The sequence below is a fragment of the Pseudomonas sp. B21128 genome (genome assembly GCF_044218865.1).
In the GTDB taxonomy this organism is placed as follows: Bacteria; Pseudomonadota; Gammaproteobacteria; order Pseudomonadales; family Pseudomonadaceae; genus Aquipseudomonas; species Aquipseudomonas iridis.
The window spans coordinates 2,558,929-2,582,829 of record NZ_CP162590.1 but is presented as its reverse complement, the minus strand read 5'-3'; the positions used below and the strand labels follow the sequence as shown (position 1 = coordinate 2,582,829).

Below are 23,901 nucleotides of genomic sequence, written 5' to 3'. Positions count from 1 at the left end.
CACACCTGCAAGCGAAGTGCTCTGCGGCCAACTATGCTCAAGAGGTCGAACGACACAAACGGCCTGCGTGCGGGCATGCAAGGAGGGGAAAAAGGATGCTCCCGAGCAACAGCGAGTCTGGATCTGGCGTGGCGCCGTGAGTGCGCAAGTCGGGCCGATCAACCGCCGCATACTCATCGTCGACGATACCGCGTCGATTCATGCGGATTATCTGAAAATACTCAGTCCGGGCAACGCAGGCTCCGACAGCCTCGGGGAAACTGAAAACCTGCTGTTCGGCACCCCGGCCGCCGCACCGAAAGAGCACTTTGAACTGGACTCGGCCTTCCAGGGAAGCGAAGCGCTGAAAAAACTGCAAGCCGCCATGGCCGCCCAACGCCCCTATGCCATGGCGTTCATCGACATGCGCATGCCGCCGGGCTGGGATGGCCTGGAAACCATCGAACGGCTGTGGCAGGTCGACCCCAAGCTGCAAGTCGCGTTGTGCACGGCCTACACCGATTACTCCTGGGAAGATATCGATCAGCGGCTGGGGCTGACCGATGGTCTGTTGATTCTGAAAAAACCCTTCGACGCGATCGAGATCCGCCAGATGGCCAGTGCCCTCACGGTCAAATGGCAGATGACCGAGAACGCTGCGCTGAAGATGACTCAGCTCGAGGTGGCCGTTCAGGCGCGTACTCGAGAGCTGTCCGACGCCAATATCATCGTGCAAAACAGCCCGACGATCCTTTACCGGTTGCGCGGCGACCCCTCGTTCAAACTGATGTATATCTCGCACAACATCACGCGATACGGCCATGTGGCGGCCGATCTGGTGGGATCGGCAAACTGGGCACAGGATCTGATTCATCCCGACGATCAGGCTGGAGTAGATGCCGCCATGGCCCGGGTGCTGGACCGACACGCCTTAGGTGCTTCGATCGAGTTTCGCCTGCGCACCGGAGAAGGCACCTGGCGCTGGGTAGAAAACCGCTACGTCCCGGTCCGCGACCACGAGGGCCGGTTGCTGGAGGTCGAAGGCATCATCCTCGACATCACCGAGCGGCGCGTGGCCGAGGAGAAGCTCGCCTTGCTGGCTCGCACAGACGGCCTCACCGGGCTGGCCAACCGCGCCACCCTGATCGAACGGCTGCATCAGGCGTTTGCTGGCGCACGCCGGGGCGCAGCGCCATTCGCGGTGTTCTATCTGGATCTGGACCACTTCAAGCGAATCAATGACAGCCTCGGTCACCCGATCGGCGATCTGCTTTTGCAGGAAGTGGCGCGGCGGATCAAATCGAGTGTGCGGGAAAACGACGTCACGGCGCGCCTGGGCGGCGACGAGTTTGCGATCCTGCAGCTGGACGTCAGCGATCCGACCCGTTCCGCCGCCATGGCCACCAATATCCTCGATGCACTGATGGCGCCGTTCCACCTCGCGGGCAATGACGTGCATATTTCAGCCAGCATCGGTATCAGCACCTACAGCGACGCCAGCCACGACGCCGACAGCTTGCTGGGGCAGGCGGACATGGCGCTGTACCGCGCCAAGGACACGGGCCGCAATCAGTATCACTTCCACTCTGAGGCAATTACCCAGGAAGTGGCCGAGCGCATGGCCATTGTCGCTGAGTTGATGATTGCGCTGGAACGCGATGAACTGGAGTTGAAATACGCGCCGGAAGTCGACATGCACAGCGGCAGGATTTTAGGCATGGAAGCACAGGTCGGCTGGAATCACCCCGAGCGCGGCCCGCTGCCGGCGGGTGCGTTTGTCCCGGCCGCGGAAAAAACCGGTGCCATTATTCACCTCGGCCGCTGGGTGCTGGATCGCGCTTGCCGGCAAATGAGCCAGTGGCGCAAGGCGGGGGTGGCGCCACCGGTGATGGCGATCAAGATTTCGCTGGCCCAGCTCAAAAGTGGTTCCGAGCTTATCTACGATGTATTGCGCATCACCGCGCGCTATGAGCTCGCCCCGTGGGATCTGCGCTTTGATGTCACCGAAGCGACGCTGGCCCAGACCAAATGGACCCACAACGATGTGCTGCCGAGATTGAGCGAGCTGGGGGTGAAAATCGCCATTGATGATTTTGGCACCGAATACTCATCGTTCGACTACCTGAAAACCTACCGGGTCAATCACCTGAAACTCGCCCAGTCGTTTCTGGACAGTGCGGCGCAGGACATGGCCGGGGCCAACACGCTGAAGGCGATCATCAATTTTGCCAGGGATCTGGGTATCGGCATCATTGCCGAAAGCGGCCAGCAGCCGGGGCACATGCCAACGTCCGGCGCTCCGCTGGTTGCGGCTCAGGGCCTGTACTTCAGCGAGGCGCTCAGCCCCGAGCACGCGGCCCGGATGCTCACGGCCGCCAGCAACGAGTCGACCGGCACAAGGGGGAGTGAGGGATGAAAACGCCCTTCCCCCAGACCAACCGCCGGATTCTGATCATCGACGACACCCCGGCGATACACGCTGACTTTCGCAAGATACTCACCCCGGACACCAGCGGCGAAGCCGATCTGAACAGCCTGGAACAGACGTTGTTCGGCACCCGTCAGGCACCGCACCTGGCCTTCCAGGTCGACTCCGCCTATCAGGGGCAAGAAGCGCTGAAACTGGTGCAACTGGCACTGGAACAAGGCAGGCCTTACGCGCTCGCATTCACCGACATGCGCATGCCGCCCGGTTGGGATGGTCTGGAGACCATCGAAAGACTCTGGCAAGCCGATCCGCACCTGCAAATCGCGTTATGCACCGCCTACACCGACTACAGCTGGGAGGCCATGGCCGAACGGCTGGAGTTCGGCGATCAGTTATTGATCCTGAAAAAACCCTTCGATGCCCTGGAAATTCGCCAGATGGCCAACGCCCTGACCTGGAAATGGCAACTGGCTCAGGACGCCGCACTGAAAATGCTCAACCTCGAACAGACGATCGAGGCACGGGTCCACGAATTACTCAAGGTGTCGCACCTGTTGCAGTACGACACCCTCACAGGTCTGCCCAACAGCACCCTGCTCGGTGACCGCCTGACTCAGTACATTGCTGCCTGCCGACGCCATGACAAAAAACTGGTGGTGCTGTTCCTCGGTCTGGATCGCTTCAAACGCATCAACAATGCGCTGGGGCATCCGGCCGGCGACGAAATGCTCAAACGGGTGGGTCAGCAGTTGCTCAAAAACGTGCGCGGATCGGACTCGGTTTTTCGCTACGGCTCTGACGAGTTCGTGGTGATCCTCACCGATATCAACCACCCCCAGCAGACCCGCAGCATCGCCGAAAAACTGCTGGACGTCATTCGCACCCCTCAGATGATCGCGGGGCATGACGTCAGCGTCACCGCCAGCATGGGTTTGAGTGTTTATCCGGACGACGGGCTCGAGGCCATCGACTTGATCAAAAACGCTGAAACGGCCATGCGTAGCGTCAAGGACTGCGGTCCGGACAATTTCGGTTTTTTCATCGAGGCGATGAATGCGCGCGCACGGGAACAGCAGAGTATCGAATCAGGTATTCGCCAGGCGTTGCAGAGAAACGAGTTTGTCTTGCACTACCAGCCAAAAATCGCCCTGCAGAGTGGTCGGATTGTCGGTGCCGAAGCGCTGGTTCGCTGGCAAAAACCGGGGCATGGCTGGGTCTACCCGTCAGACTTTATTCCAGTGGCCGAAGACAGCGGGCTCATTGTCCCGCTGAGCAAGTGGGTGTTGGCCGAAGCCTGCCGCCAGGCGCGGCAATGGCAAGCCGCAGGATTGCCGCCGATCCGCATGTCGGTCAACACCTCGGCCATCGACTTTCGCCAGCGCCACTTTGTCGAGAGCATCGAACAGGTCCTCGCAGACACAGGGCTGGACCCGTGCCTGCTGGAGCTGGAAATCACCGAAAGTGTGCTGATGCAGAACGTCGACGCGACCATGAGCGCGTTGCAACGGTTGAAAGCACTGGGGATCAAGCTGGCCATCGACGACTTCGGCACCGGGTATTCAAGCCTCAGCTACCTGCGCCGCTTTCCCATCGATGTACTGAAAATCGATCAGTCATTCATTCGTGGTCTGAGCAGTGACAGCAGCGATGCCGCGCTGGTCGGCGCGATCATCAGCCTGGGCAAGAGTCTGAACCTGAACGTCATCGCCGAAGGCGTGGAAACAGCAGCGCAACTGAAATACCTCAAGGATCACCATTGCGAAGAAGCTCAAGGTTTCTATTTCAGCGAAGCCTTGCCGGCGCCGGCGTTTGCCCGGCTTCTGAGCGCGGGGTTTGCTGCGCCCTGGGCCGATCCATCGACCCCCAGCGACAGCCCGGCGACCCGCACGAAGGACCATCTTCAATGATCCTTTTGCGTTACGTGCTGGCCCTCCTGTTTTGCGGGGTGTGTGTCCACGCTGCCAGCGAGCCATTGAACCAGCCACTCAAGCCCTTGCCCGAGAGGGCTCCCGTCAATCGCGAACGCGTCGCGCTGGGTCGCCAATTGTTCAATGATCCGCGGCTATCGGCGAACAACACGCTGTCCTGCGCCAGTTGCCACCAACTGGACAAGGGGGGAGCCGACACCCGTGCCCGGTCTCTGGGGTTCGATGGCAAACCGGTGCCGTTCAACACGCCCACCGTGCTCAACGCCAGCCTCAATTTCCGGCAATTCTGGGACGGACGGGTCGAGACGCTGGAGGAGCAAGCCGACAATGTCATCACCAGCCCCCACGAAATGGGCGGTGACTGGAAAACCGTCGTGCAGCGCATCACCGACGACCCCGACTACCGCAAGGCCTTCGACGGCGCCTACCAGGACGCCGTGACCCAAGCCAATATCCAGAATGCACTCGCCTCCTACGAGCGCACCCTGCTATCCCCCGGGTCGCGCTTCGATCAATACCTCTTGGGCAATACCGACATCCTCACCCTTGAAGAAAAGTACGGTTATCAACGCTTCAAGGACTACGGCTGCATCGCCTGCCATCAGGGCGTGAACATCGGCGGCAACATGTTTCAGAAGTTCGGCGTATTCGGTGATTACATCGCCGATCGCGGCAACCCGACGGTAGCTGACCAGGGACGATTCAATGTCACCGGTGACGAAGCTGATCGCGCGGTCTTCAAGGTGCCGAGTCTGCGCAATGTCGCCCTGACCGCGCCGTACTTCCACGACGGTTCAGCCCCCGACCTCGAACGGGCCGTGGACGTCATGTTCCAGTATCAGCTGGGGCGCACGCCGAGCGCAGAAGACAAAACGCTGATCATCCTGTTTCTCAAGACCCTGTCCGGACAATGGGAGGGCAAGCGATGAAGAAGATGTCACGCAGAACCAGTCTGCTGTTGGTCACGCTGCTAGCCATTCTGCTGGCCTCGACGCTGTTGTTTCTCTATCTCAAGTCCAGCTCCGAAAAGACCGTCACGTACACCGAATCGCGCGACCTGATCCGCCAGATCACCCAGCAGGACGCGCGGTGGGAAAACGAGATACTCAAAGCCCGGGTGGCGATTTCCCACAACTACGACCCGCTGGTGTCTCCGGTGATCGAGATGCGTCAGTTGTGGGAGCGCTTCGCCACAATGGAATCGGGGCATGGGCGCAAAGCCTCCAGGCAATGGAACGATGCGCACGAAGGCTTTCTCAAAGCGATGCAGGAAAAGACTCGCCTGGTGGAGCAGTTCAAGTCACACAACGCCTTGTTGCGTAACTCCCTGGCCTTCCTGCCGACCGCCGAAGACGATATCCAGGCGCAATGGGCGGACCTGTCCGACCTCGACAAGCTGCAGGTACAAAACATCGCCACCGACACCTACGACTTGCTGCTCAGTGCCCTGGAGTTCGCCCAGGTCACGTCGGCCGACAAGGCTGCGGATATCGAAGTGGGGCTGAACAAACTGGCGGTTAACGCGCAACGCTTGCCGGAAGAATTTCATGCCCCGGTGAAAATCCTCAGCAATCACGTCGCGCTGATCTTGCGCGAGCAGCCCATCGTCAACGAACTGCTGGAAAACATCGAAGCTGTCCCCGTGGCCGAACGTCTGGACGCCATCAGCCACATGCTCAACCAGGATCAGCAACGGGTCGAAAAAATCGATCGCGAGTACCACTTTTACATGCTGCTGTTCTCTGTGCTGCTGATGCTGTCACTGCTATGGCTGGCCGTCCGGTTGATCCGTAGCTTCGCCGAGATTCACCGGGTCAACAACGCCCTGCAAAACGCCAACGATGTGCTGGAGCAACGGGTCGAAGAGCGCACCCGGGAACTCAACAACGCCCAGAGCGAACTGCTCGACGCCGCGCGACAGGCGGGCATGGCTGAAATCGCGACCAACGTGTTGCACAACGTCGGCAACGTACTCAACAGCGTGAATATCTCCTGCGAGCTGATCGGGCGAAAACTGCGCAGCAGCAAGGCACTTGGCCTTGGCAAGGCCATGCAATTGATCAACGCACACCCCAACGATCTCGGGCATTTTCTCAGTGAAGACGACAAGGGCAAATTGCTGCCCGGCTATCTCAATCAACTGGTCAGCGCCATTGCCCAGGAACAGCAGGAAATGGCCGATGAACTGGGTCAGATGAACAAGAGCGTCGACCACATCAAAGACATCGTCGCCACCCAGCAATCCTACGCGGGGGCCAACAGCATGACCGAACCGCTGTACATCGACGAACTGCTGGAAGACGCCCTGCGCATGAATGCCGGCGCACTGACTCGCCATCACGTCACCGTGGTCAGGCAATACAGTGAAGTGCCCCAGGTAATGGGTGACAAACACCGCTTGCTGCTGATTCTGATCAACCTCATCAGCAACGCCAAATACGCGATGACCGACCTCAGCAACCGCCCTCGGACAATGACCCTTGGGGTGGAAATCGTTGACCAGGCCTTTCTGCAAATCAGCGTCCGGGACGATGGTGAAGGCATCGCCCCGGAAAACATGACACGGATCTTTGCTCACGGCTTTACCACGCGCAAAGAAGGCCACGGTTTTGGCCTGCACAGTTGCGCGCTGGCGGCGATCGAAATGAATGGCCACCTCACTGCGCACAGCGACGGGCCTGGGCTGGGCGCCTTGTTCACCTTGCAACTTCCGCTGATCACCGTGACGGAGAACGCATGAGCGAACTGTCGAACCGCCGCATTTTGCTGATCGACGACATGCCGTCGATTCACGAAGACTTTCGCAAGATTCTCACCCCGCCCCAAGCGCACTCGGCAGAACTGGACGAGATGGAAACGGCGCTGTTCGGTGCTCAAGCCCGCCCGCAACGACCGAATTTCGTACTCGACTCCGCTTATGGTGGCGAGGAAGGACTGGCCAAACTCAACCTCGCCCTGCAGGAGCAATGTCCCTATGCCGTGGCGTTTGTCGACATGCGCATGCCCGACGGCTGGGACGGCGCGAAAACCATCGAACACCTTTGGCAGCAGGACCCGCAATTGCAGGTGGTCGTCTGCACGGCGTATTCCGACTATTCCTGGGACGAGCTGCTCGATCGCCTTCAGGCTCACGACCGTCTGTTGATCCTGAAAAAACCCTTCGACAACATTGAAGTCCAGCAAATGGCCAACACGCTGTTGACCAAGTGGCAGATGACCGAACGCGCATCATTGCAAATGCATCATCTGGAGCATCTGGTGGATCAGCGCACCGCCCAGTTCAAACACGCCAGCGTGGCCTTGCAGCGCGAGATCGACGAGCGCAAACACCTGGAAGGTCAGTTGGTGCAGTCAGAAAAGCTCGCCTCGCTCGGACAACTGGCGGCCGGGGTCGCCCATGAAATCAACAACCCGATCGGCTTCATTTCCTCCAACCTCGGTTCGCTGGACGGTTACTTTCAGCAAATGCTGAGCATGCTCGACGCCTATCAGGCCGCCGGACAAACGCTGCCACCCGAACCCGCCGCGCAGCTGCAAAAACTGCGCGAAAACCTCGAGCTGGATTTCCTGCTTGAGGATATTCCCGTGCTGATCAGAGAATCCACGGAGGGCATCGGTCGCGTCAGCCGGATCGTCAAGGACCTGAAGGATTTTTCCCGGGTCGACACCCAGCAGCAATGGCAGTGGGCCAATCTGCAACAAGGCATCGAATCGACCCTGAACATTGTCGCCAGCGAACTCAAATACAAGGCCGATGTGGTCAGGGAATATCAGAAACTGCCGGACATCGAATGCCTGCCGTCACAGATCAATCAGGTGATCATGAACCTGGTGGTCAATGCCGCGCAGGCCATGGGACCTGAACGCGGTGTCATCACCCTGCGCACGGGGCTGCAAGGGCAAGCCGCGTGGATCGAAGTGGCTGACAACGGGTCGGGCATTGCCCCCGAAACCTTGCAGAAGATCTTCGACCCGTTCTTCACTACCAAGCCGGTGGGGCAAGGGACAGGGCTGGGTTTGTCCGTGTCCTATGGCATCGTGAAAAAACACGGCGGGGATATTTCGGTGCGCAGCGAACTCGGCGCTGGCACCACGTTCCGCGTGCGGTTGCCGCTGCGTCAGTCTGTTGCCTGACGCCGCAATAGACAGAAGGTCTCCCTGTTCACGGTTTCTACGTTGGCGCAGAATCCCTGCCTGCCCTACAAAGTCCGAACCAAGGAAACCGTATGAGCCTGTCCCTCCTGAGCCGCTACGCCTTCTTTGCCGTCTGCGTGATGTTCACCCTCGCCAGCCTGCCTTTTCTCGAACATGACTGGCTGTGGCCGATCACCGCCGTCACTGCCGTGCTAAGCCTGCTCGGTCTGTTCGATCTATTGCAAAGCCCACACGCGGTACGCCGCAACTACCCGATTTTGGGCAACATCCGTTATCTGGTCGAAGGCATCCGCCCGGAGATCCGCCAGTATTTGCTGGAGTCCGACAGTGACGCCCTGCCCTTCTCGCGCGCTCAGCGTTCGCTGGTCTACTCGCGGGCAAAAAATGAAAGCGCCGACAAACCGTTCGGCACGCTGATCGATGTGTACCAGTCCGGTTTCGAATTCATCGGCCACTCGATGCGTCCGGCGCCGTTGAGCGACCCGGGCAGTTTCCGCGTCACCGTCGGTGGTCCGCAGTGCACGCAGCCTTATTCGGCGTCGGTGTTCAATATCTCGGCGATGAGCTTCGGTTCGCTCAGCGCCAACGCCATCCGCGCACTGAACCAGGGCGCGAAGCTTGGCAACTTCGCCCACGACACCGGCGAAGGCAGCATCAGCCCCTATCATCGTGAACACGGCGGCGACCTGACCTGGGAGCTGGGCAGCGGCTACTTCGGTTGCCGCACCAGCGACGGCCGATTCGATCCGGAACGCTTCGCCACCCAGGCGCAGAACCCCCAAGTACGCATGATCGAAATCAAGATGAGCCAGGGCGCCAAACCGGGCCACGGCGGGATCCTGCCCAAGCACAAAGTCACCAAGGAAATCGCTGAAACCCGCGGCATCATGATGGGCGAAGACTGTGTGTCGCCGTCACGCCACAGCGCGTTTTCCACGCCGATTGAACTGATGCAGTTCATCCAGCAACTGCGTGAACTTTCCGGCGGCAAACCGGTGGGCTTCAAGTTCTGCCTCGGCCATCCATGGGAGTTCATGGGCATCGCCAAAGCCATGCTGGAAACCGGCATCCTTCCCGACTTCATCGTCGTCGACGGCAAGGAAGGCGGCACCGGCGCCGCACCCGTGGAGTTCACTGACCATATTGGCGTGCCGATGCGCGAAGGGCTGCTGTTCGTGCACAACACGCTGGTCGGTTTGAATCTGCGCGACAAGATCAAACTCGGCGCCAGCGGCAAAATCGTCAGCGCCTTTGACATCGCCAGCGTGCTGGCCATCGGCGCCGACTGGGCCAACTCCGCACGCGGTTTCATGTTCGCCATCGGCTGCATCCAGTCGCAAAGCTGCCACACCAACAAATGCCCGACCGGCGTCGCCACCCAGGACGCTCTGCGCCAACGTGCGCTGGTCGTGCCCGACAAGGCGCAGCGGGTCTACAACTTCCATCGCAACACGCTCAAGGCGCTGGCGGAAATGCTCGCCGCCGCCGGCCTCGATCACCCCTCGCAACTGTCGGCCAAGCATCTGGTACGACGCATGTCGGCGACCGAGATCAAGCTGTTCTCGCAGTTGCATGTCTTCCTGAAACCGGGGGAGTTGCTCACCGGAGAAGTGAATGGCGAGTTCTATTCGCGGATGTGGCAGATGGCCCGGGCGGACAGTTTTGAACCGCAGGAAGTGGCGGCGGCCTGAATACAGGAAGCGCCAGCCTGACGCACCGGCCGGCGCATTTGCACCCATGTTTGATCTACAAAAAAGCCCCGATCTCTCGACCGGGGCTTTTGTGTTTCAGCGCTTACAATTTACGAAACCGAACGCACCGCACCTTGCGACACATTGGTCGGTTGTAGCTTGAACACGTAGAACAACACCGTCAGCAGCACCAAAAATGCCGGGCCCACATACAGCGCTACTCGTGTGTCCGGGAAGTACGCCATCAGGCCGACCACCAGCACCAGGAAGGCCAGCGCGAAGTACGAACTGATCGGGTACAGCCACATTTTGTATTTAAGTGCGGCGCGTTCGCTGGCGCTCAGGCCTTTGCGGAATTTCAGCTGCGCCAGCAGGATCATCACCCAGGTCCAGATCGCGCCGAATGTCGCAATTGAGGTTACCCAGACGAAAACTTTTTCCGGCACCAGATAGTTGAGCAGCACACCCAGCAACAATGCACCGATCGACAGCAACAGTGCACGACGCGGCACGCCGTTGTTCGAGGTCTTGGCGAAACCGGCCGGCGCCTGGCCATTCTGCGCCAGGCTGTAGAGCATGCGCCCGGTGCTGAAGATGCCGCCGTTGCACGACGACAGCGCAGCGGTAATCACCACGAAGTTGATGATGCCGGCGGCCGTCTTGATGCCAAGACGCTCGAAAGTCATCACGAACGGACTGCCCTGGGTGCCGATCTCGTTCCATGGGTAGATCGACAGAATCACGAACAGTGCGCCGACGTAGAACAGCAGAATCCGCCAGAACACCGAGCCGATGGCGTTGGGGATGGTCTTTTGCGGGTTCTTCGCTTCACCGGCGGTCAGGCCGATCATTTCCACGCCGAGGTAGGCGAACATGACCATTTGCAGGGACATCAGCACACCGGTCACGCCATTGGGCATGAAGCCGCCGTGGGCCCACAGGTTGGAAATCCCCAGTGCCACGCCGTCATTGCCGAAACCGAAAGCGATGATGCCGATGCCGCCGATCACCATGGCGATGATGGTGACGATCTTGATCAGGGCGAACCAGAATTCGAATTCACCGAAAGCCTTCACCGCGATCAGGTTGATCGAGCCCATGCTGACCAGCGCCGCGAGGGCCCAGATCCAGCGCGGCACATCGGGGAACCAGATGCCCATGTACACCGCGACGGCGGTGATTTCCGCAACGCAGGTCACCAGCCACAGGAACCAGTAGTTCCAGCCAGTGAGAAAACCCGCCAACGGGCCGAGATAATCTTGCGCATAGCGGCTGAACGACCCGGCTACCGGGTTGTGCACGGCCATCTCGCCGAGGGCGCGCATGATGACCAGGATCGCCAGACCGCCAAGAATGTAGGAAATCATGATCGCAGGGCCGGCCATTTCGATGGCTTTGGCCGAACCGAGAAACAGACCGACACCGATACAGGCACCGAGCGCCATCAGGCGAATATGCCGTTCGCCGAGTTCGCGTTTGAGCGGACCGCCATTAGCGGTTTCGCCGTGAGGCAGGTGATTGCCAACTGGCATAGGGATACAACCTCGTCTTGTTATTGGATATGACCACCGAGAGTCGAAGCGTCGGCCGATAGGCCTTGGCTTGAATGAAACCGCGCCGGCTTCGTGGGCGGACGCGTCTCGCAGGACAACCTGCGAGATCAGCGGGGCGTGCAGTATAAAAAGCTTATGGCAGGGCTTTTCACTCTATAAATCACAAGATTCAGCGCAAGGTCTCGCATTAACAGCAGATGATGACAAACATCACCTGAGACCTGTGGGGAAGCTCGCCGCCAAAACGGCGGCGAGTATTGCACAACAATGGTGCAGCGTCATTGCCACACACGTCATGAAACAGCGGCGCGACAGTTACGCTTTTGTGGAAGTGAGGCGTCCAGAAGAGCGCGCCGTGACCACGGGTTTGCTCATGGATTTTCGGACCATTACTCGCTCAAATACCGTGGCGCGGGATGCCGACTGCCCGAACAGGCCCGGCCTGGTAGTGGAGTAACGGAAAATAGTCGGCGTGCCCAGAATGGCCTGATAGTGGATATTCCAGACGCCGCGCTTGCGGTCATATTTCATAAAGGCAAAACCACCCAACAGGGTGTCGAGGTTACTGTTTTGATCCGCAACGATTCCGTAATCCCGATACTCCATGGCTGCACTTTGGCCCCAGCCATGCTCGTGGGTCGCCAGCTTGTTGTACTGCGCATCTTCTTTGCCGCCTTCAACATGCCTGACGCGCAGCAGATTTTCCTCAAGTTGATCAACCACCAGTGAGCAACCCCCGAAGCCTGGGGTGAATACGTGATCGGGTTCACCCCAACCAGGATTGGCCGGTATGTCGACATACCCTCCCTGAGGAGCCCAGAAACCTGACACCGCATTGGATTGGTCAGGTATTTCACCGGCATCAATGTCGACGATTTTGATCGCGTTGAACTCGCCTTTCACCGCTGCGGAGTATTTGACACGCTGCATCTCGAAGACAAAGCTTGCGCCTCCCTGGCGATTTGCCAACTGAGCGCCGACGGCCTTCGAGTAGGGAATTCTCACAGGAGAAAACAAATCCGTATTGATCGGTATTCGTGAAAATTCCGAGACCGACAACGCATTGTTGATCTGAGTACGTTCGGCAATGAATGGCACGTCATGGCGGGGTCCCCAATCAAGCGGGAGACCTTCCGCGCCACGCTGAACACCGGTCGCGATAACCGGCTCCCAGAGACCGTTCGGCAGTCGTTCACGGGTCAATGACGGGGTGGCCGTCGCCAGTATTTCGTCAGTGATCACACGGCCAAAGTCCCCTCTCACAGTGTCGCCGGTCACCTCGCCTTCAACGTCAGCCTCTGGGCGACTGCCGCCGCCCAGAGACAGTGGCTGCCATTGGTCCGCCGCGACTTGTATGAGCCGCGGTCCTTGAGCCCGATTGATGTCGGGATCGACGATCACCACGTCGACAATGTCGCTGTTTATCAGGAAGTCGGACCTGATCCCGTACACGGCCACCTTGCCTGTGGCATCGACATTGCGAATGAAAAAGCGCCCGTCGGGACTTCTACTGATGCCTTTGCTGCTTGGGGTCAGATCGCCAATGTCGGACGGTTTGATGGCATACCGACGAAATGCGTCATTGCCAAAGCCCACGGGCTTCGATGCGTCCGGTGGCGGCAAGCGGGTCAGCGAATGGTGCCATTGACCCGCCTCATCCTGCTCAAGGAACGGCTGGTAGGCCTTCGGATTGCTCGGATGAGCGATCCGCGACTGCCCGCTGAGCGGATCGACGACTTTCTCGAAAACAGCATCATCCAGCCGAATGTAATGCTTGCCATCAACCCGATATTGCCCCAGGCCATCAGGCTGCAAACCTTCCAGCGATACATGGCTGCGGTAAGGCGCAAGGTCTGGCTTCCACAAGCGCTTTTGCCCTGCTGCGACTTCAATCGCCGTGAACTCCGTATGCAGGCCGACAAACAAAGGCAGCGTCGCCACGCTGACGCCGATGTTTTCCAGCAGGTCGGTGATGTGCTCCCACCCGGCCTCCTTATCGCCCTTGCTCAACGCCTCGAAACCCTCGAGCAATTCGTACATCAACTGCACGGCCGAGATACTCAGCATCACCACACCCAGCGGCGGGACGGCGAAGGACAATAAATTCAGTGCGACCAGGCCTACGTCCAGAAGTGTTTCGAGCAGCGAATGAGCATCACGGCCATCGGCATCTTCAGTGGACACGATCGCGTCGGCAGCATCCTGAAAAATCCGTTCGTCGAACTCCCTGCGCAGCGTTGTCCACAGGTCGTAGTGTTGCGCCCATTCATCTCCGGAAGGGTCCAATACCCTGAACTGCAACAGGAAGTCGATCTCCTTTTTTTGCTGGCGAATACGGTGACCGTACAGCGGCACGGCACCGCTCGGTGTTGGAGCCTCTTCGGTAAAACTGTAGTAAAACTTCGCTCGATCCTTATGGCCCATGAACCGACTGAAGAATTGCTGATAAGCCGACGGCGCCTTGGCGGGATCACTTTCAGCGCGACGTAGAAACTGCTCGATCAACCGGGTCTTGAGTTCCGTTAGCGTTTTGTAATGCTTGACCGGATGATCGGGATCATCGGGGATGTAGGCAATGAAATCATTTTTGGCGTAGCCGTCGACCGTGGGTAACAAAGCGTCCCAGACCCCTTCGTCATCAGGGTCGGCGATTTCGAACATGGTGCAACTGTGTACAGGCATGCCCGTGACACTCAGGCTCCGATACCAGACAGGTTTTCCATCGATCCTGACGTTTTTATCACCTTCGACGATCGCCGCCAGTGCGTCGTAGTGCTTCTGTTCGATATCCTTTTTGCACAGAGCAACGTAACTCGCGGCCTTCAAAGCCGATTTCTGATAAACCACGAACAGATCATTCAGGCGTTCTCGCGCATGGGGCTCATCCCAATTCAATGCCTCCCTTATATGTGCCTGGTACTTTTTACCCAAATCGAGCTGCCGGCATAGACCGACAAATATATTAACATCCAGTTTAATATCCATTACCGTGCCGTCTGAATTGACGGCAAAGCAGTTGGGAAAGAGGAAATACACCCCCATGTCTGTTTCCGGAAAATTATGTAACGCCGCTTCCAGAAGTGTGACACTCGACAAGTTCCTGTTATCCCACAACTGGCTGACAGACAGATTTACTCGAACTTTATTTACATCGACGTCCAGCCCTACTTTGTCTTTGATAGCCTTTCTCAGCAGAGGCGCTGCAAATTCCTGCTCCGCGCTGACGGCCTCCATGCGCTCGTTGAAGGCGGTGTGGGCGATAACCGCATTTTCGATGAGCTGTTGCGCATCAGTGCGTTGTCTGGCCGGCAGGCTGGCTAACCAGTCAGGTTGTTCAACCGGAACCTTTTTCAACATGCGCAGATTATCTTTCGACATTTGCTTTATCGACAAAGGCGTGACCGACCTCACAACTTCATAGTTTTCAGCGAGCGCAGATACGTGATCACCGTTGTCAACATCAAGCGCTGCCACCGGAGAATAGCGAGTGACAAACTTACAACATTCCTTGTTCATCAAATTGAATAGCGAGTGAACAACGAAACGTTTTAACCACATAGCGCGCGTATGTAACCAGAACTAACTAAAAGACAAGAAACAACTTACCAAGTTACGTTTGCCATAACTTTCCATTCCCCCGTATCAGATCGTTACAGGCTCGCCGCTGCCAGCGATGAGACTGAGCCTCGTTCGCGACTGGTGTGAACCACACAATTTTTTCACCAGCGCCAACCACCGTCTAAGCTTCAGACAAGTCCGATCAATCTGCGTGAATGGATCAATCGACTATGGGCGCTTTGTGGCAAACCGATTCGAGTAAAGCCGTGGTTCCGACTGAACGTGTGGATGATCAAGCGCCTGTCCCTGAAAAACCCCGCCGCAGCCGGCACGGGTGGAAGGCTTTCTGGTTGTTGCTGCTGATTATTGCGGTGGTGGTAGGGCTCGGTGCGTCCAAAGAAATGCGCACCTCGCGCTTTCAATCCCGTGAACTGAGCCAATATGCCGCCTCGCTGACCTACAAACTGGAACCCGGCCCCAGTGAAGCGATTCGGTATCCAGGCAACGGCCCGTTCGATTTGCGCCTGGGTTACAGCTCACTGGATGAATTCCTGCCGCGCCTGATCAAGCGCAATTACGTGATCACCGAGCAGACACGTTTTTCACCCGCCCTGCTCAGCTACACCGACAAAGGCCTGTTTGTGCCGTATTCGGAGAAGATCCAGGCCGGGTTGTCGATCACCGACTGCCGCGCCGCGCCGCTGTACAGGTACAACTATCCGCAGCAACTGTATTCGAATTTCGCAGCGATTCCGCCGGTGGTGGTCAGCAGCCTGCTGTTTATCGAAAACCGCTTTCTGCTCGACCCCAAACAACCGCTGGCCAACCCGGCAGTGGATTGGCCACGGTTCGGCATGGCTGCCTGGTCGCAAGTGGCGAAAGTGCTTCACCTGCCCGGGCAATCGGCGGGTGGCAGTACGTTGGCGACACAACTGGAAAAATATCGGCACTCTCCTGAGGGCCTGACGGCGTCCGGCGCCGAGAAGATCCGTCAGATGATTTCCGCCAGCGTGCGTGCTTATCAGGACGGTCCGCAGACCCTGGGTGCACGGCAGAACATCATTCGCGATTATCTCAATAGCGTGCCGTTGTCCGCCGTACCGGGCCACGGTGAAGTGCACGGCATGGCTGAAGGTTTGCGGGTCTGGTACGGCACCGATTTCGTCAAGGCCAACGAGCAGCTCAACAGCCCGCAGACCGACCCGAAAACCATGGCCGACAAAGGCCTGGCCCTGCGCGAAATGCTCTCGTTGATGATCGCCCAGCGCCGCCCTTCGTATTACCTGACCAGGGGCCGTGAAGAACTCGCCAACCTCACCGACAGCCATTTGCGGCTGCTCAAGCAGAGCGGCGTGATCGACAGCGCGTTGGCCGATGCTGCACTGGCCAGCACCGTCAGCTATCGCGACTGGCAGACCCAACCAACGATTCAGCCCATCGAAACCAACAAAGGCATCAGCGCGGCCCGCAGTCGTCTGGCGAACATGCTCAATCGGCCCCTGTACGACCTCGACCGCCTCGACCTGTCGGCCACCAGCACCTTGCAAGGCGAGCTGCAAACCCAGGCCACCGCCTACCTGAAGAAACTCGCCGACCCGGCCTACGCCGCAGAAATCGGTTTGCTGGGAGAGCGCTTGCTGACGCCGACCAGCACCACTCAGGTGCGCTACAGCTTCACCCTGTTCGAGCTGACTCCGGACGGTTCGCGCGTACGGGTGCAGACCGACAGCACCGACCAGCCGTTCGACATCAACGAAGGCAGCAAACTCGAACTGGGCTCGACGGCGAAAATGCGCGTGCTCACCACCTACCTGCAAATCATCGCCGAGTTGCACGACAAGTACGGCGCCATGGGCGTGCCGGAACTGAAAAAGGTCGAAGTGCCGGAGCAGGATCGCCTGAGCCGCTGGGTAGTCGATTACCTGATCCAGAACAAGGATCACGATCTGTCGAAGATGCTCAGCGCTGCACTGGATCGCAAATATTCGGCCAGTCCCGGTGAAGCGTTTTTCACCGGCGGCGGGTTGCACACGTTCAATAATTTTCGCAAGGAAGACAACGGGCGCCTGCCGACCCTGCGCGATTCCCTGCGCGAGTCGATCAACCTGCCGTTCATTCGGCTGATGCGCGATATCGTGCGCTACACCACTTACTCCGGCCCCAATAGCAGCGCCGAGTTGCTCAAGGATGATCGGGACCCACGGCGCCAGGAATACCTGGCGAATTTTGCCGATCGCGAAGGCACCTCGTTCCTGCTCAAGTTCTGGAAGAAGTACCGAAACAAAGACACCCAGGCGCGGCTCGACACGTTCCTGGACGGCATGCGCCCGACCCCGATCCGCATGGCCGCCGTGCACCGTTATCTGTTGCCGAACGCCAGTCAGGAAGACTTCAACACGTTCGTGCGTTCACACCTCAAAGGCGCCAAGCTCGACAAGAAACTGACCGACGACCGCCTCATCCGCCTCTACGACGCCTACGGCCCGGGCAGCTACGATTTGCCCGATCAAGGCTTCATCGCCAAGGTCCACCCGCTCGATCTGTGGCTGATCGGCTATCTGCTGAATCACCCGGACGCGACCTTCACCCAGATCGTCACAGCCAGTCGATTTGAACGTCAGGAAGTCTACAGCTGGCTATTCAAAAGCAAACACAAGGGCGCGCGCGACACTCGCATCCGCACCATGCTCGAGATCGAGGCGTTTCTTGAGATTCATCAACGCTGGAAGCAAGTCGGCTACCCGTTCGATCACCTGGTGCCGTCGCTGGCCACCGCCATCGGCAGCTCCGGCGACCGTCCGGCAGCGCTGGCCGAACTGATCGGTACCATCCTCAATGACGGCGTGCGCATGCCGACCCTGCGTATCGACAGCCTGCATTTTGCCGCCGACACCCCTTACGAAACCCGACTGGTCAACGACCCGCACGTCGGCAAACGAGTCATGCCGTCCGAAGTCGCCAACGCCATGCGCGAAGCGCTTTCGCAAGTGGTAGACGCCGGTACAGCCAAACGTGTTTCCGGCAGTTTCAAACTCGCGGATGGCACCCCACTGGCCATGGGTGGCAAGACCGGTACCGGTGACAACCGCATCGAAGCCATCGGTTCGGGCGGACGCATCCTCAGTTCGAAGTCGATCAACCGCACCGCCACCTTTGTGTTTTACATTGGCGATCACCATTTCGGCACCCTCACCGCTTTCGTTCCGGGGCGTTCGGCGGAGAACTTCAAATTCACCTCGGCCTTGCCGACGCAAGTGCTCAAGGGCATGGCGCCGATTCTCACGGCGTATCTGCAACCGGGTGGCGACTCGCAGTGCCGCCCGGTTGAAGGTTCAAGCGTTGCACGCCTGGAGCAACACTGATTGGCGCCCCGGCAGGTGGTAGTCGGTTATTTTTCAGATTCAAATACTCCTCGGATAAACGGGTAAAAGCGCCGCTGGGGCGGCAACTTTTAGACTATTGTTTTGCCCTCCAACAGATAGGCTGGTCATCCTCAAACAATCAAGGATGATTGCCATGTCTGATACTTCCAGGCCTGACCCAGACAAAGGTCGGCACTACGATTTCATACGCTCTACCCTGCCCGAAAACGTCAAAACCGCGAGCCTCGTCCGCGGCAAGGCACTGGCGAGCACCGCACTCAAGATCGAGCCCTGGTACAACACCGCGCCTGCTGCCCGACACGCCCAATTGAAAACCGCCAACCTGAAGGCCTGGGGCTCTCAGAACAAAGTCGACCGGCTGTTCGAAAAACTCCAGGACGTACGGACATTCGCGGCGCCTCTGCTCCAGGCGAAGCTCAAGGAACAATACGCCGTCACCCATGACGTCAAGACAACCTGCCTGCACCTGTACATTCCCAAGGAAGGACCTTGGTACACGATCGATACCCTGGGCGGTGTCACGACTCGAACCGTGTCCCTGCTGGACGCCGCGTTGCACAACTTCGCCGCCAACGAAACGGTGCTTGCCGACTCGCAATACATCAGCCAACCCGACGAGCGCGGGCACTTCGATATATTGCCGATCAAGGCAAAGATGACCATCAGCCAGTTCCAGACGCTGTGCAGGGAACTGGACATCGGCAAACGGTACAACCAACACCTGCAAAGCTACCTGCTGCCCAGCGAACCGGTGGCCGTCGCCGTCATGAAGCACAACGTGACGCAAAGTCTGAAGGACGCATTAAGCGCAGCGGCCGAATTGGCATTGACCACCGGCGACATCCAGCCCGACGCCTACAAGCTGATCAACGCGCTGGCCAATGGCGCCCCTCTGCCGCTGCTCAATGGCCAGCGCATGCAGTGCCGTGATCTTTCCATAATGGAGACACGCCTGACCGGCGTTCTGCTGCTGATTCCTGCCGTGAGAGACAGCCGAGGCATTCACCAGCTTATTGCCTACGTCCCCCATGATCCGGAGCATCCGCTGAAGCAATACACATCACCCGATGCCTTCATGACTGAGCTGACTCGGCAACTGCGCGAAAACAAAACCGGCGCTGCCTCGCAACTCAGTTACCGCCAGTTCTTCAGCCAGTTCGTAGATCATCAACAGCGTGGGCACTTCTTCGCCGACATCGAGCAGCGCCTCAGCCACGTGGTCTGGCACGAAAAGGTTGATCCGGCGGATTCGCGTCCGGTATGGCGTACAGAAAACGCGCGCGATGCGCACCTGAAGTTCGAACACCTGCCACTGCCCCACGATTACTGGACACATGCCTATCAGCAAAAACTCAACAAGATTCTCAACGACGCCAAGGAAATCGCCGTGTCCACCGCCGACACGGACACCAGGACACGCTGGGCCTGGTGGGACAATTTCAAGAAAATCGTCTCGGACATTTTCAACGTAGCCTTGCTGATAGCAACACCCTTCGTACCGGGCCTGGGCGAATTGATGATGGCTTACACGGTTTATCAACTGACCTATGACGTGATCGAAGGCATTGTCGATCTTGCCGAAGGCCTGGGCCTTGAGGCGGCCGAGCACGTCGTCAGCGTGGTGACGGATGTCATTCAACTGGCGGCATTTGCAGCCGGGGCCGAGATTGCGGGCGCGTTCAAGTTCAAGCTATCGCCACTGATCGAGGGCATGAAGCCCGTGCAGCTGCCCGATGGTCGTGACACCCTCTGGCACCCGGACCACGCCCCCTATGAACAGCGAACAATCGATCTGCCGAAGGACGCCAAACCCGACGCAACAGGCGTGCACGCCTACGACGGCAAGGAAATTCTGCGTGCGCAGGACAAACACTACGAACTCACGCGCGATACACCAAGCGGCACGACTCGTTTGAGACACCCTGAGCGCACGGAAGCCTATCAACCGCACGTCACGCTCAACGGCGCCGGTGCCTACGTGCTCGAAGGCGAGCAACCGCGAACCTGGGACGACGCCACTTTATTGCGTCGCATTGGCCCTGCCGTGGCGGATCTGAGCGATGCCCAGCTCGAAACCGCGCGCAGGATCAGCGGCACCGACCCCTCTGAATTGCGCGGCATGTATGTCGAGAACCTGCGCCCTCCCACTCTGCTGACCGACACGATAGAGCGCCTTGATATTGATTCGGACATCCGTTCGTTCATCGACTCCCTGAGCAGCGACGACCCGCTGGTCTATGGAAAAGCCGACCCCGTCACGCAACTTCAGATACTCACCGCTCATGGCATGTGGCCCGAAAAAGCCTCCATGAGGATTATTGACGTCAAGTACAAAACGATCTGGGAACACACAGGCAAAGAGGCTTCGGCAGGTCAAAAGCTGATTGTTCAACTCCAGGACCGGCAATTGTTCAATGGCGAACTGTTGAAGATCGTGATGCAGACACTCGATGAAAACGGTACGGCGATCATTCTCGATGTCCCGGCAGATGTCCTTCCGGCATCGCTGGACGCGCGTGTTCGCGCTTTGCGCAAACGCATCGTCGCCGTCACTGAGAACGGCCGCGGCAAATTGTTCAACGAAGATTACGCCAGCCGTGAAGTATTCGAGAATGAAAGCCTGGCGCCACTGATCCGCGCTGCGTTTCCCGACATTCCGGCCCAAGGCATCGACAATCTCCTGGCCACCGCCACCCACGCCGAACGGGCGATCATGCTCGCCGAAAGTCGCCTTCCCCTGCGCCTCAAACGCATCGCCCGCGAGCTGCAACTGGAAACGCGAACCGCACGGGCGCATGAAGGTTTTTATAGAAGATCGCTGACCAGCGTCGATACCGAACGCTTGACGCTTAACGCGCTGCGCCTTTACAGCAATGCACTAGAAGGTGTGCGCATCGAGCTGCGTAACGCAGGTTTCGATGGCGAACTGGCTTGCCAGGTGGGCCCGGAGGATGCCGCCACCGTACGAATTCTGGTCAAGGGCAGCAACGGCCGTTATGAAGTTCACGACGCCCAAGGCACAAGGTTGTATGCGCCCACTGATCTGTATCAAAGCGTTTTGCAGGCGCTGCCTGACGAGCAATTGAAAACGCTGGGGTTGCGCCGCAGCGAAGGGAACCGATTCAAACAGTGGGTCATCACGCAGACCACAACGCCGGCCGAACGCCGGATCGTCCTTGATGATCGAGGCCGTGTGCCTGAATGCCCACGAGAGGATTTACTGTTGCTTCGGGGGCCCAAGCAGTCCAGACATGGCGCTAACCTCACCTCGCGAGTAGAGGATTTGTATCCCCATTTCAATCAACGAGAAGTCAGGCAGTTTGTCCAGTCGCTGAGTACCCGGGACGATCCGATTGCCACACTCATGCACTTGGAAACAGAGCTCGACGACCTGCGTGTGCGCCTTCGCAGGTGGCAATGGGACCAACCGGATTACCCGATATCAGACCCACGCAACTTCGTCGGCGGTGGCGGCCAACACATCGCAGACCAACTGATCGAATGTTTTAAACGCAAAGCAAAGTTCCTCGACAAACGCAGCGCCCACCTGGACGAGGGATATACGCTGGACCTGTCGACGGACTTGTTACCGAGCGATCTTGTACGGTGGTGGAAAAAGCTGCCGGACCTGGGCAAGTACCTTGAACAGATCACCGCGCTGAATATTGATAACTGTCGCTTCAACGTCGGCACCAAAGGCCTGCTCAAAGACTTTCGACAGTTGCGCCATCTGAGTGCCAGACACTGTCAGTTGACTCGATTGCCCGAAGGGATTGGCGATATGCATATGCTCGAGACGCTGCGCCTGAGTGACAACCTGATTGAACTGACCGCCGCCGACGTCGAGCGTCTGCGCAACCTGACGCGCCTGGAAAGCTTGCGGCTCGACGGTAATCCGTTGGGTCGCGCGGTAAATGTCGAGCGCATGCCACGCTTGAAGGTATTGAGCCTGAACAACACCGGCATCGATGGCTGGCCGGAGGGGATTTTCAAAAAACGCCGGCCCAGAGGTTTCTTTCTGGACATGCAGGGAAACCCCATCAGGCGAATCCCGGAGGTGACCGCAGGTTCCGATCACGCGCTGCTCATTGCCCGTACACGCCTTGATGGCGAGGATCTGTCTGAAGCCAATCGCCTGGCTTATTACGAGTATAGAAAATCGGTCGGCATCGACCCCCAGCACTACTACAGCAATCTGGCCGAGCAGGATCTGGCGCTCTGGCGTCTGTCTGGCATGACATTCTGGGGCACGAGCGAGTCCGGGCGCGGAACGTTCAGGCGCGAAGCCTGGCACGACCTGGCGACAGAACCCGGTTCCCTGGGGTTCTTTCAGGTCATCGAAAAACAGCTGGATTCTGCCGACTATCGAAACGGTGGTGACGCTCGCAAGCAACTCACCGATCGCGTCTGGCGCATGATCGACGCCGCTTATCTCGATCCCAAAATACGCAACGAACTGTTCACTGAATCTACGGCGCCGACGACCTGCGCCAATGCCGGCGCGCAGATGTTCAACAACATGGGCATCAAGGTACTGGCCTCAGAGGCGTATTCGTATTCGACGTCCCAGGCAGAACTGGAAGGCAAACTGGTGATACTGGCAAAAGGCGCGGCGCGTCTTGAGCAAGTCAACGAAGTCGCCCGTGCCGACATGGCCACCCGCGCAGGCCGACCGGATGAAGTGGAGGTGCATTTAGCCTATGAAACCGGACTGGCCGAGCGCCTGGAGCTGCCTTGGCAGTCTCAAGGCAGGCGCTGGTCACAGGTCGCCGGCGTCGATCAGAAGGCCATCGATCAAGCGTATGACACGGTTATTGCGCTGGAAGAGGGCGACGGTCTGGTCAACAACATGCTCGAGCAGATTTTCTGGATGGAGTACTTGCGCGACACTTACCCGGGCCAATTTGCAAACAACGCGCGGATCTACGAAGGCAAAGCCGAGCAACTGGACGCATTGCGTTCAGCGCAACAAGCCTGGGCCGATGGCAAAGATTTGCCCGAAGCGCAAAAAACAGCGCTGAGGGAGGCATTGCGAAACCTTGCCCGACAGCTATCGGTGCCCGACTCAACGGTGCTCACCGGTGAAGCCATGACCGAAGCGGTGTACGAACGGCTGTACACCGACATCGGCAATGAAGAACAGGCGCTGGGCAGACGATTGACCCGCACAGCGATGGCCAACGCTGGGATCTGAAACCGCATCCACAGCCGCTCTTCGGGGTATGG

General features: G+C 58.5%; 10 protein-coding genes. 8 read left to right on the top strand and 2 right to left on the bottom strand.

The window, feature by feature from the left end; genetic code table 11:
* The first annotated feature begins 136 nt into the window (after positions 1-136).
* The 6 genes from AB4P91_RS11480 to AB4P91_RS11455 all read left to right on the top strand — a co-directional run bounded on the left by AB4P91_RS11480 (position 137) and on the right by AB4P91_RS11455 (position 10,181).
* Positions 137-2,395, top strand: coding sequence for an EAL domain-containing protein (locus AB4P91_RS11480; protein WP_395604823.1), 2,259 nt, complete (start codon positions 137-139; stop codon positions 2,393-2,395).
* Positions 2,392-4,314: a putative bifunctional diguanylate cyclase/phosphodiesterase gene (locus AB4P91_RS11475; protein ID WP_395604822.1), complete on the top strand. Its 1,923-nt coding sequence runs from the start codon at positions 2,392-2,394 to the stop codon at positions 4,312-4,314. Before AB4P91_RS11480 ends, AB4P91_RS11475 begins: the two co-directional genes overlap by 4 nt.
* Positions 4,311-5,264: a cytochrome-c peroxidase gene (locus AB4P91_RS11470; protein WP_395604821.1), complete on the top strand. Its 954-nt coding sequence runs from the start codon at positions 4,311-4,313 to the stop codon at positions 5,262-5,264. The genes AB4P91_RS11475 and AB4P91_RS11470 overlap by 4 nt, the downstream gene beginning before the upstream one ends.
* Positions 5,261-7,075 (top strand): DAHL domain-containing protein, encoded by a 1,815-nt coding sequence (locus AB4P91_RS11465; protein ID WP_395604820.1) that lies wholly within the window; start codon positions 5,261-5,263, stop codon positions 7,073-7,075. The genes AB4P91_RS11470 and AB4P91_RS11465 overlap by 4 nt, the downstream gene beginning before the upstream one ends.
* Complete coding sequence (locus tag AB4P91_RS11460) at positions 7,072-8,469, top strand: ATP-binding protein (RefSeq protein WP_395604819.1); 1,398 nt, start codon at positions 7,072-7,074, stop codon at positions 8,467-8,469. Before AB4P91_RS11465 ends, AB4P91_RS11460 begins: the two co-directional genes overlap by 4 nt.
* A 92-nt stretch (positions 8,470-8,561) precedes the next feature.
* A complete protein-coding gene (locus AB4P91_RS11455; RefSeq protein WP_395604818.1) occupies positions 8,562-10,181 on the top strand; it encodes an FMN-binding glutamate synthase family protein in 1,620 nt (539 codons plus the stop codon).
* 110 nt (positions 10,182-10,291) lie between these two features.
* On the opposite strand, the gene AB4P91_RS11450 is transcribed toward AB4P91_RS11455, so the two are convergent.
* Entirely contained in the window at positions 10,292-11,713 is a 1,422-nt protein-coding gene (locus AB4P91_RS11450; RefSeq protein WP_395604817.1) for an amino acid permease, read from the bottom strand.
* 336 nt (positions 11,714-12,049) lie between these two features.
* Positions 12,050-15,292, bottom strand: coding sequence for a dermonecrotic toxin domain-containing protein (locus tag AB4P91_RS11445; protein WP_395604816.1), 3,243 nt, complete (start codon positions 15,290-15,292; stop codon positions 12,050-12,052).
* 230 nt (positions 15,293-15,522) lie between these two features.
* Between AB4P91_RS11445 and AB4P91_RS11440 the strand changes: the two genes are divergently transcribed.
* A complete protein-coding gene (locus AB4P91_RS11440; RefSeq protein WP_150592756.1) occupies positions 15,523-18,654 on the top strand; it encodes a transglycosylase domain-containing protein in 3,132 nt (1,043 codons plus the stop codon).
* A gap of 154 nt (positions 18,655-18,808) precedes the next feature.
* Positions 18,809-23,869 carry a dermonecrotic toxin domain-containing protein gene (locus tag AB4P91_RS11435; protein ID WP_395604815.1) on the top strand — a complete coding sequence of 1,687 codons (5,061 nt, stop codon included), beginning with the start codon at positions 18,809-18,811 and terminating at the stop codon, positions 23,867-23,869.
* Positions 23,870-23,901 lie beyond the last annotated feature (32 nt).

Bases quoted from the DNA above. Each gene is read 5' to 3' on its own strand.
- AB4P91_RS11475 (WP_395604822.1), top strand. From the start codon at position 2,392: ATGAAAACGCCCTTCCCCCAGACCAACCGCCGGATTCTGATCATCGAC.
- AB4P91_RS11470 (WP_395604821.1), top strand. From the start codon at position 4,311: ATGATCCTTTTGCGTTACGTGCTGGCCCTCCTGTTTTGCGGGGTGTGT.
- AB4P91_RS11465 (WP_395604820.1), top strand. From the start codon at position 5,261: ATGAAGAAGATGTCACGCAGAACCAGTCTGCTGTTGGTCACGCTGCTA.
- AB4P91_RS11460 (WP_395604819.1), top strand. From the start codon at position 7,072: ATGAGCGAACTGTCGAACCGCCGCATTTTGCTGATCGACGACATGCCG.
- AB4P91_RS11455 (WP_395604818.1), top strand. From the start codon at position 8,562: ATGAGCCTGTCCCTCCTGAGCCGCTACGCCTTCTTTGCCGTCTGCGTG.
- AB4P91_RS11450 (WP_395604817.1), bottom strand. From the start codon at position 11,713: ATGCCAGTTGGCAATCACCTGCCTCACGGCGAAACCGCTAATGGCGGT.
- AB4P91_RS11445 (WP_395604816.1), bottom strand. From the start codon at position 15,292: ATGTGGTTAAAACGTTTCGTTGTTCACTCGCTATTCAATTTGATGAAC.
- AB4P91_RS11440 (WP_150592756.1), top strand. From the start codon at position 15,523: ATGGGCGCTTTGTGGCAAACCGATTCGAGTAAAGCCGTGGTTCCGACT.
- AB4P91_RS11435 (WP_395604815.1), top strand. From the start codon at position 18,809: ATGTCTGATACTTCCAGGCCTGACCCAGACAAAGGTCGGCACTACGAT.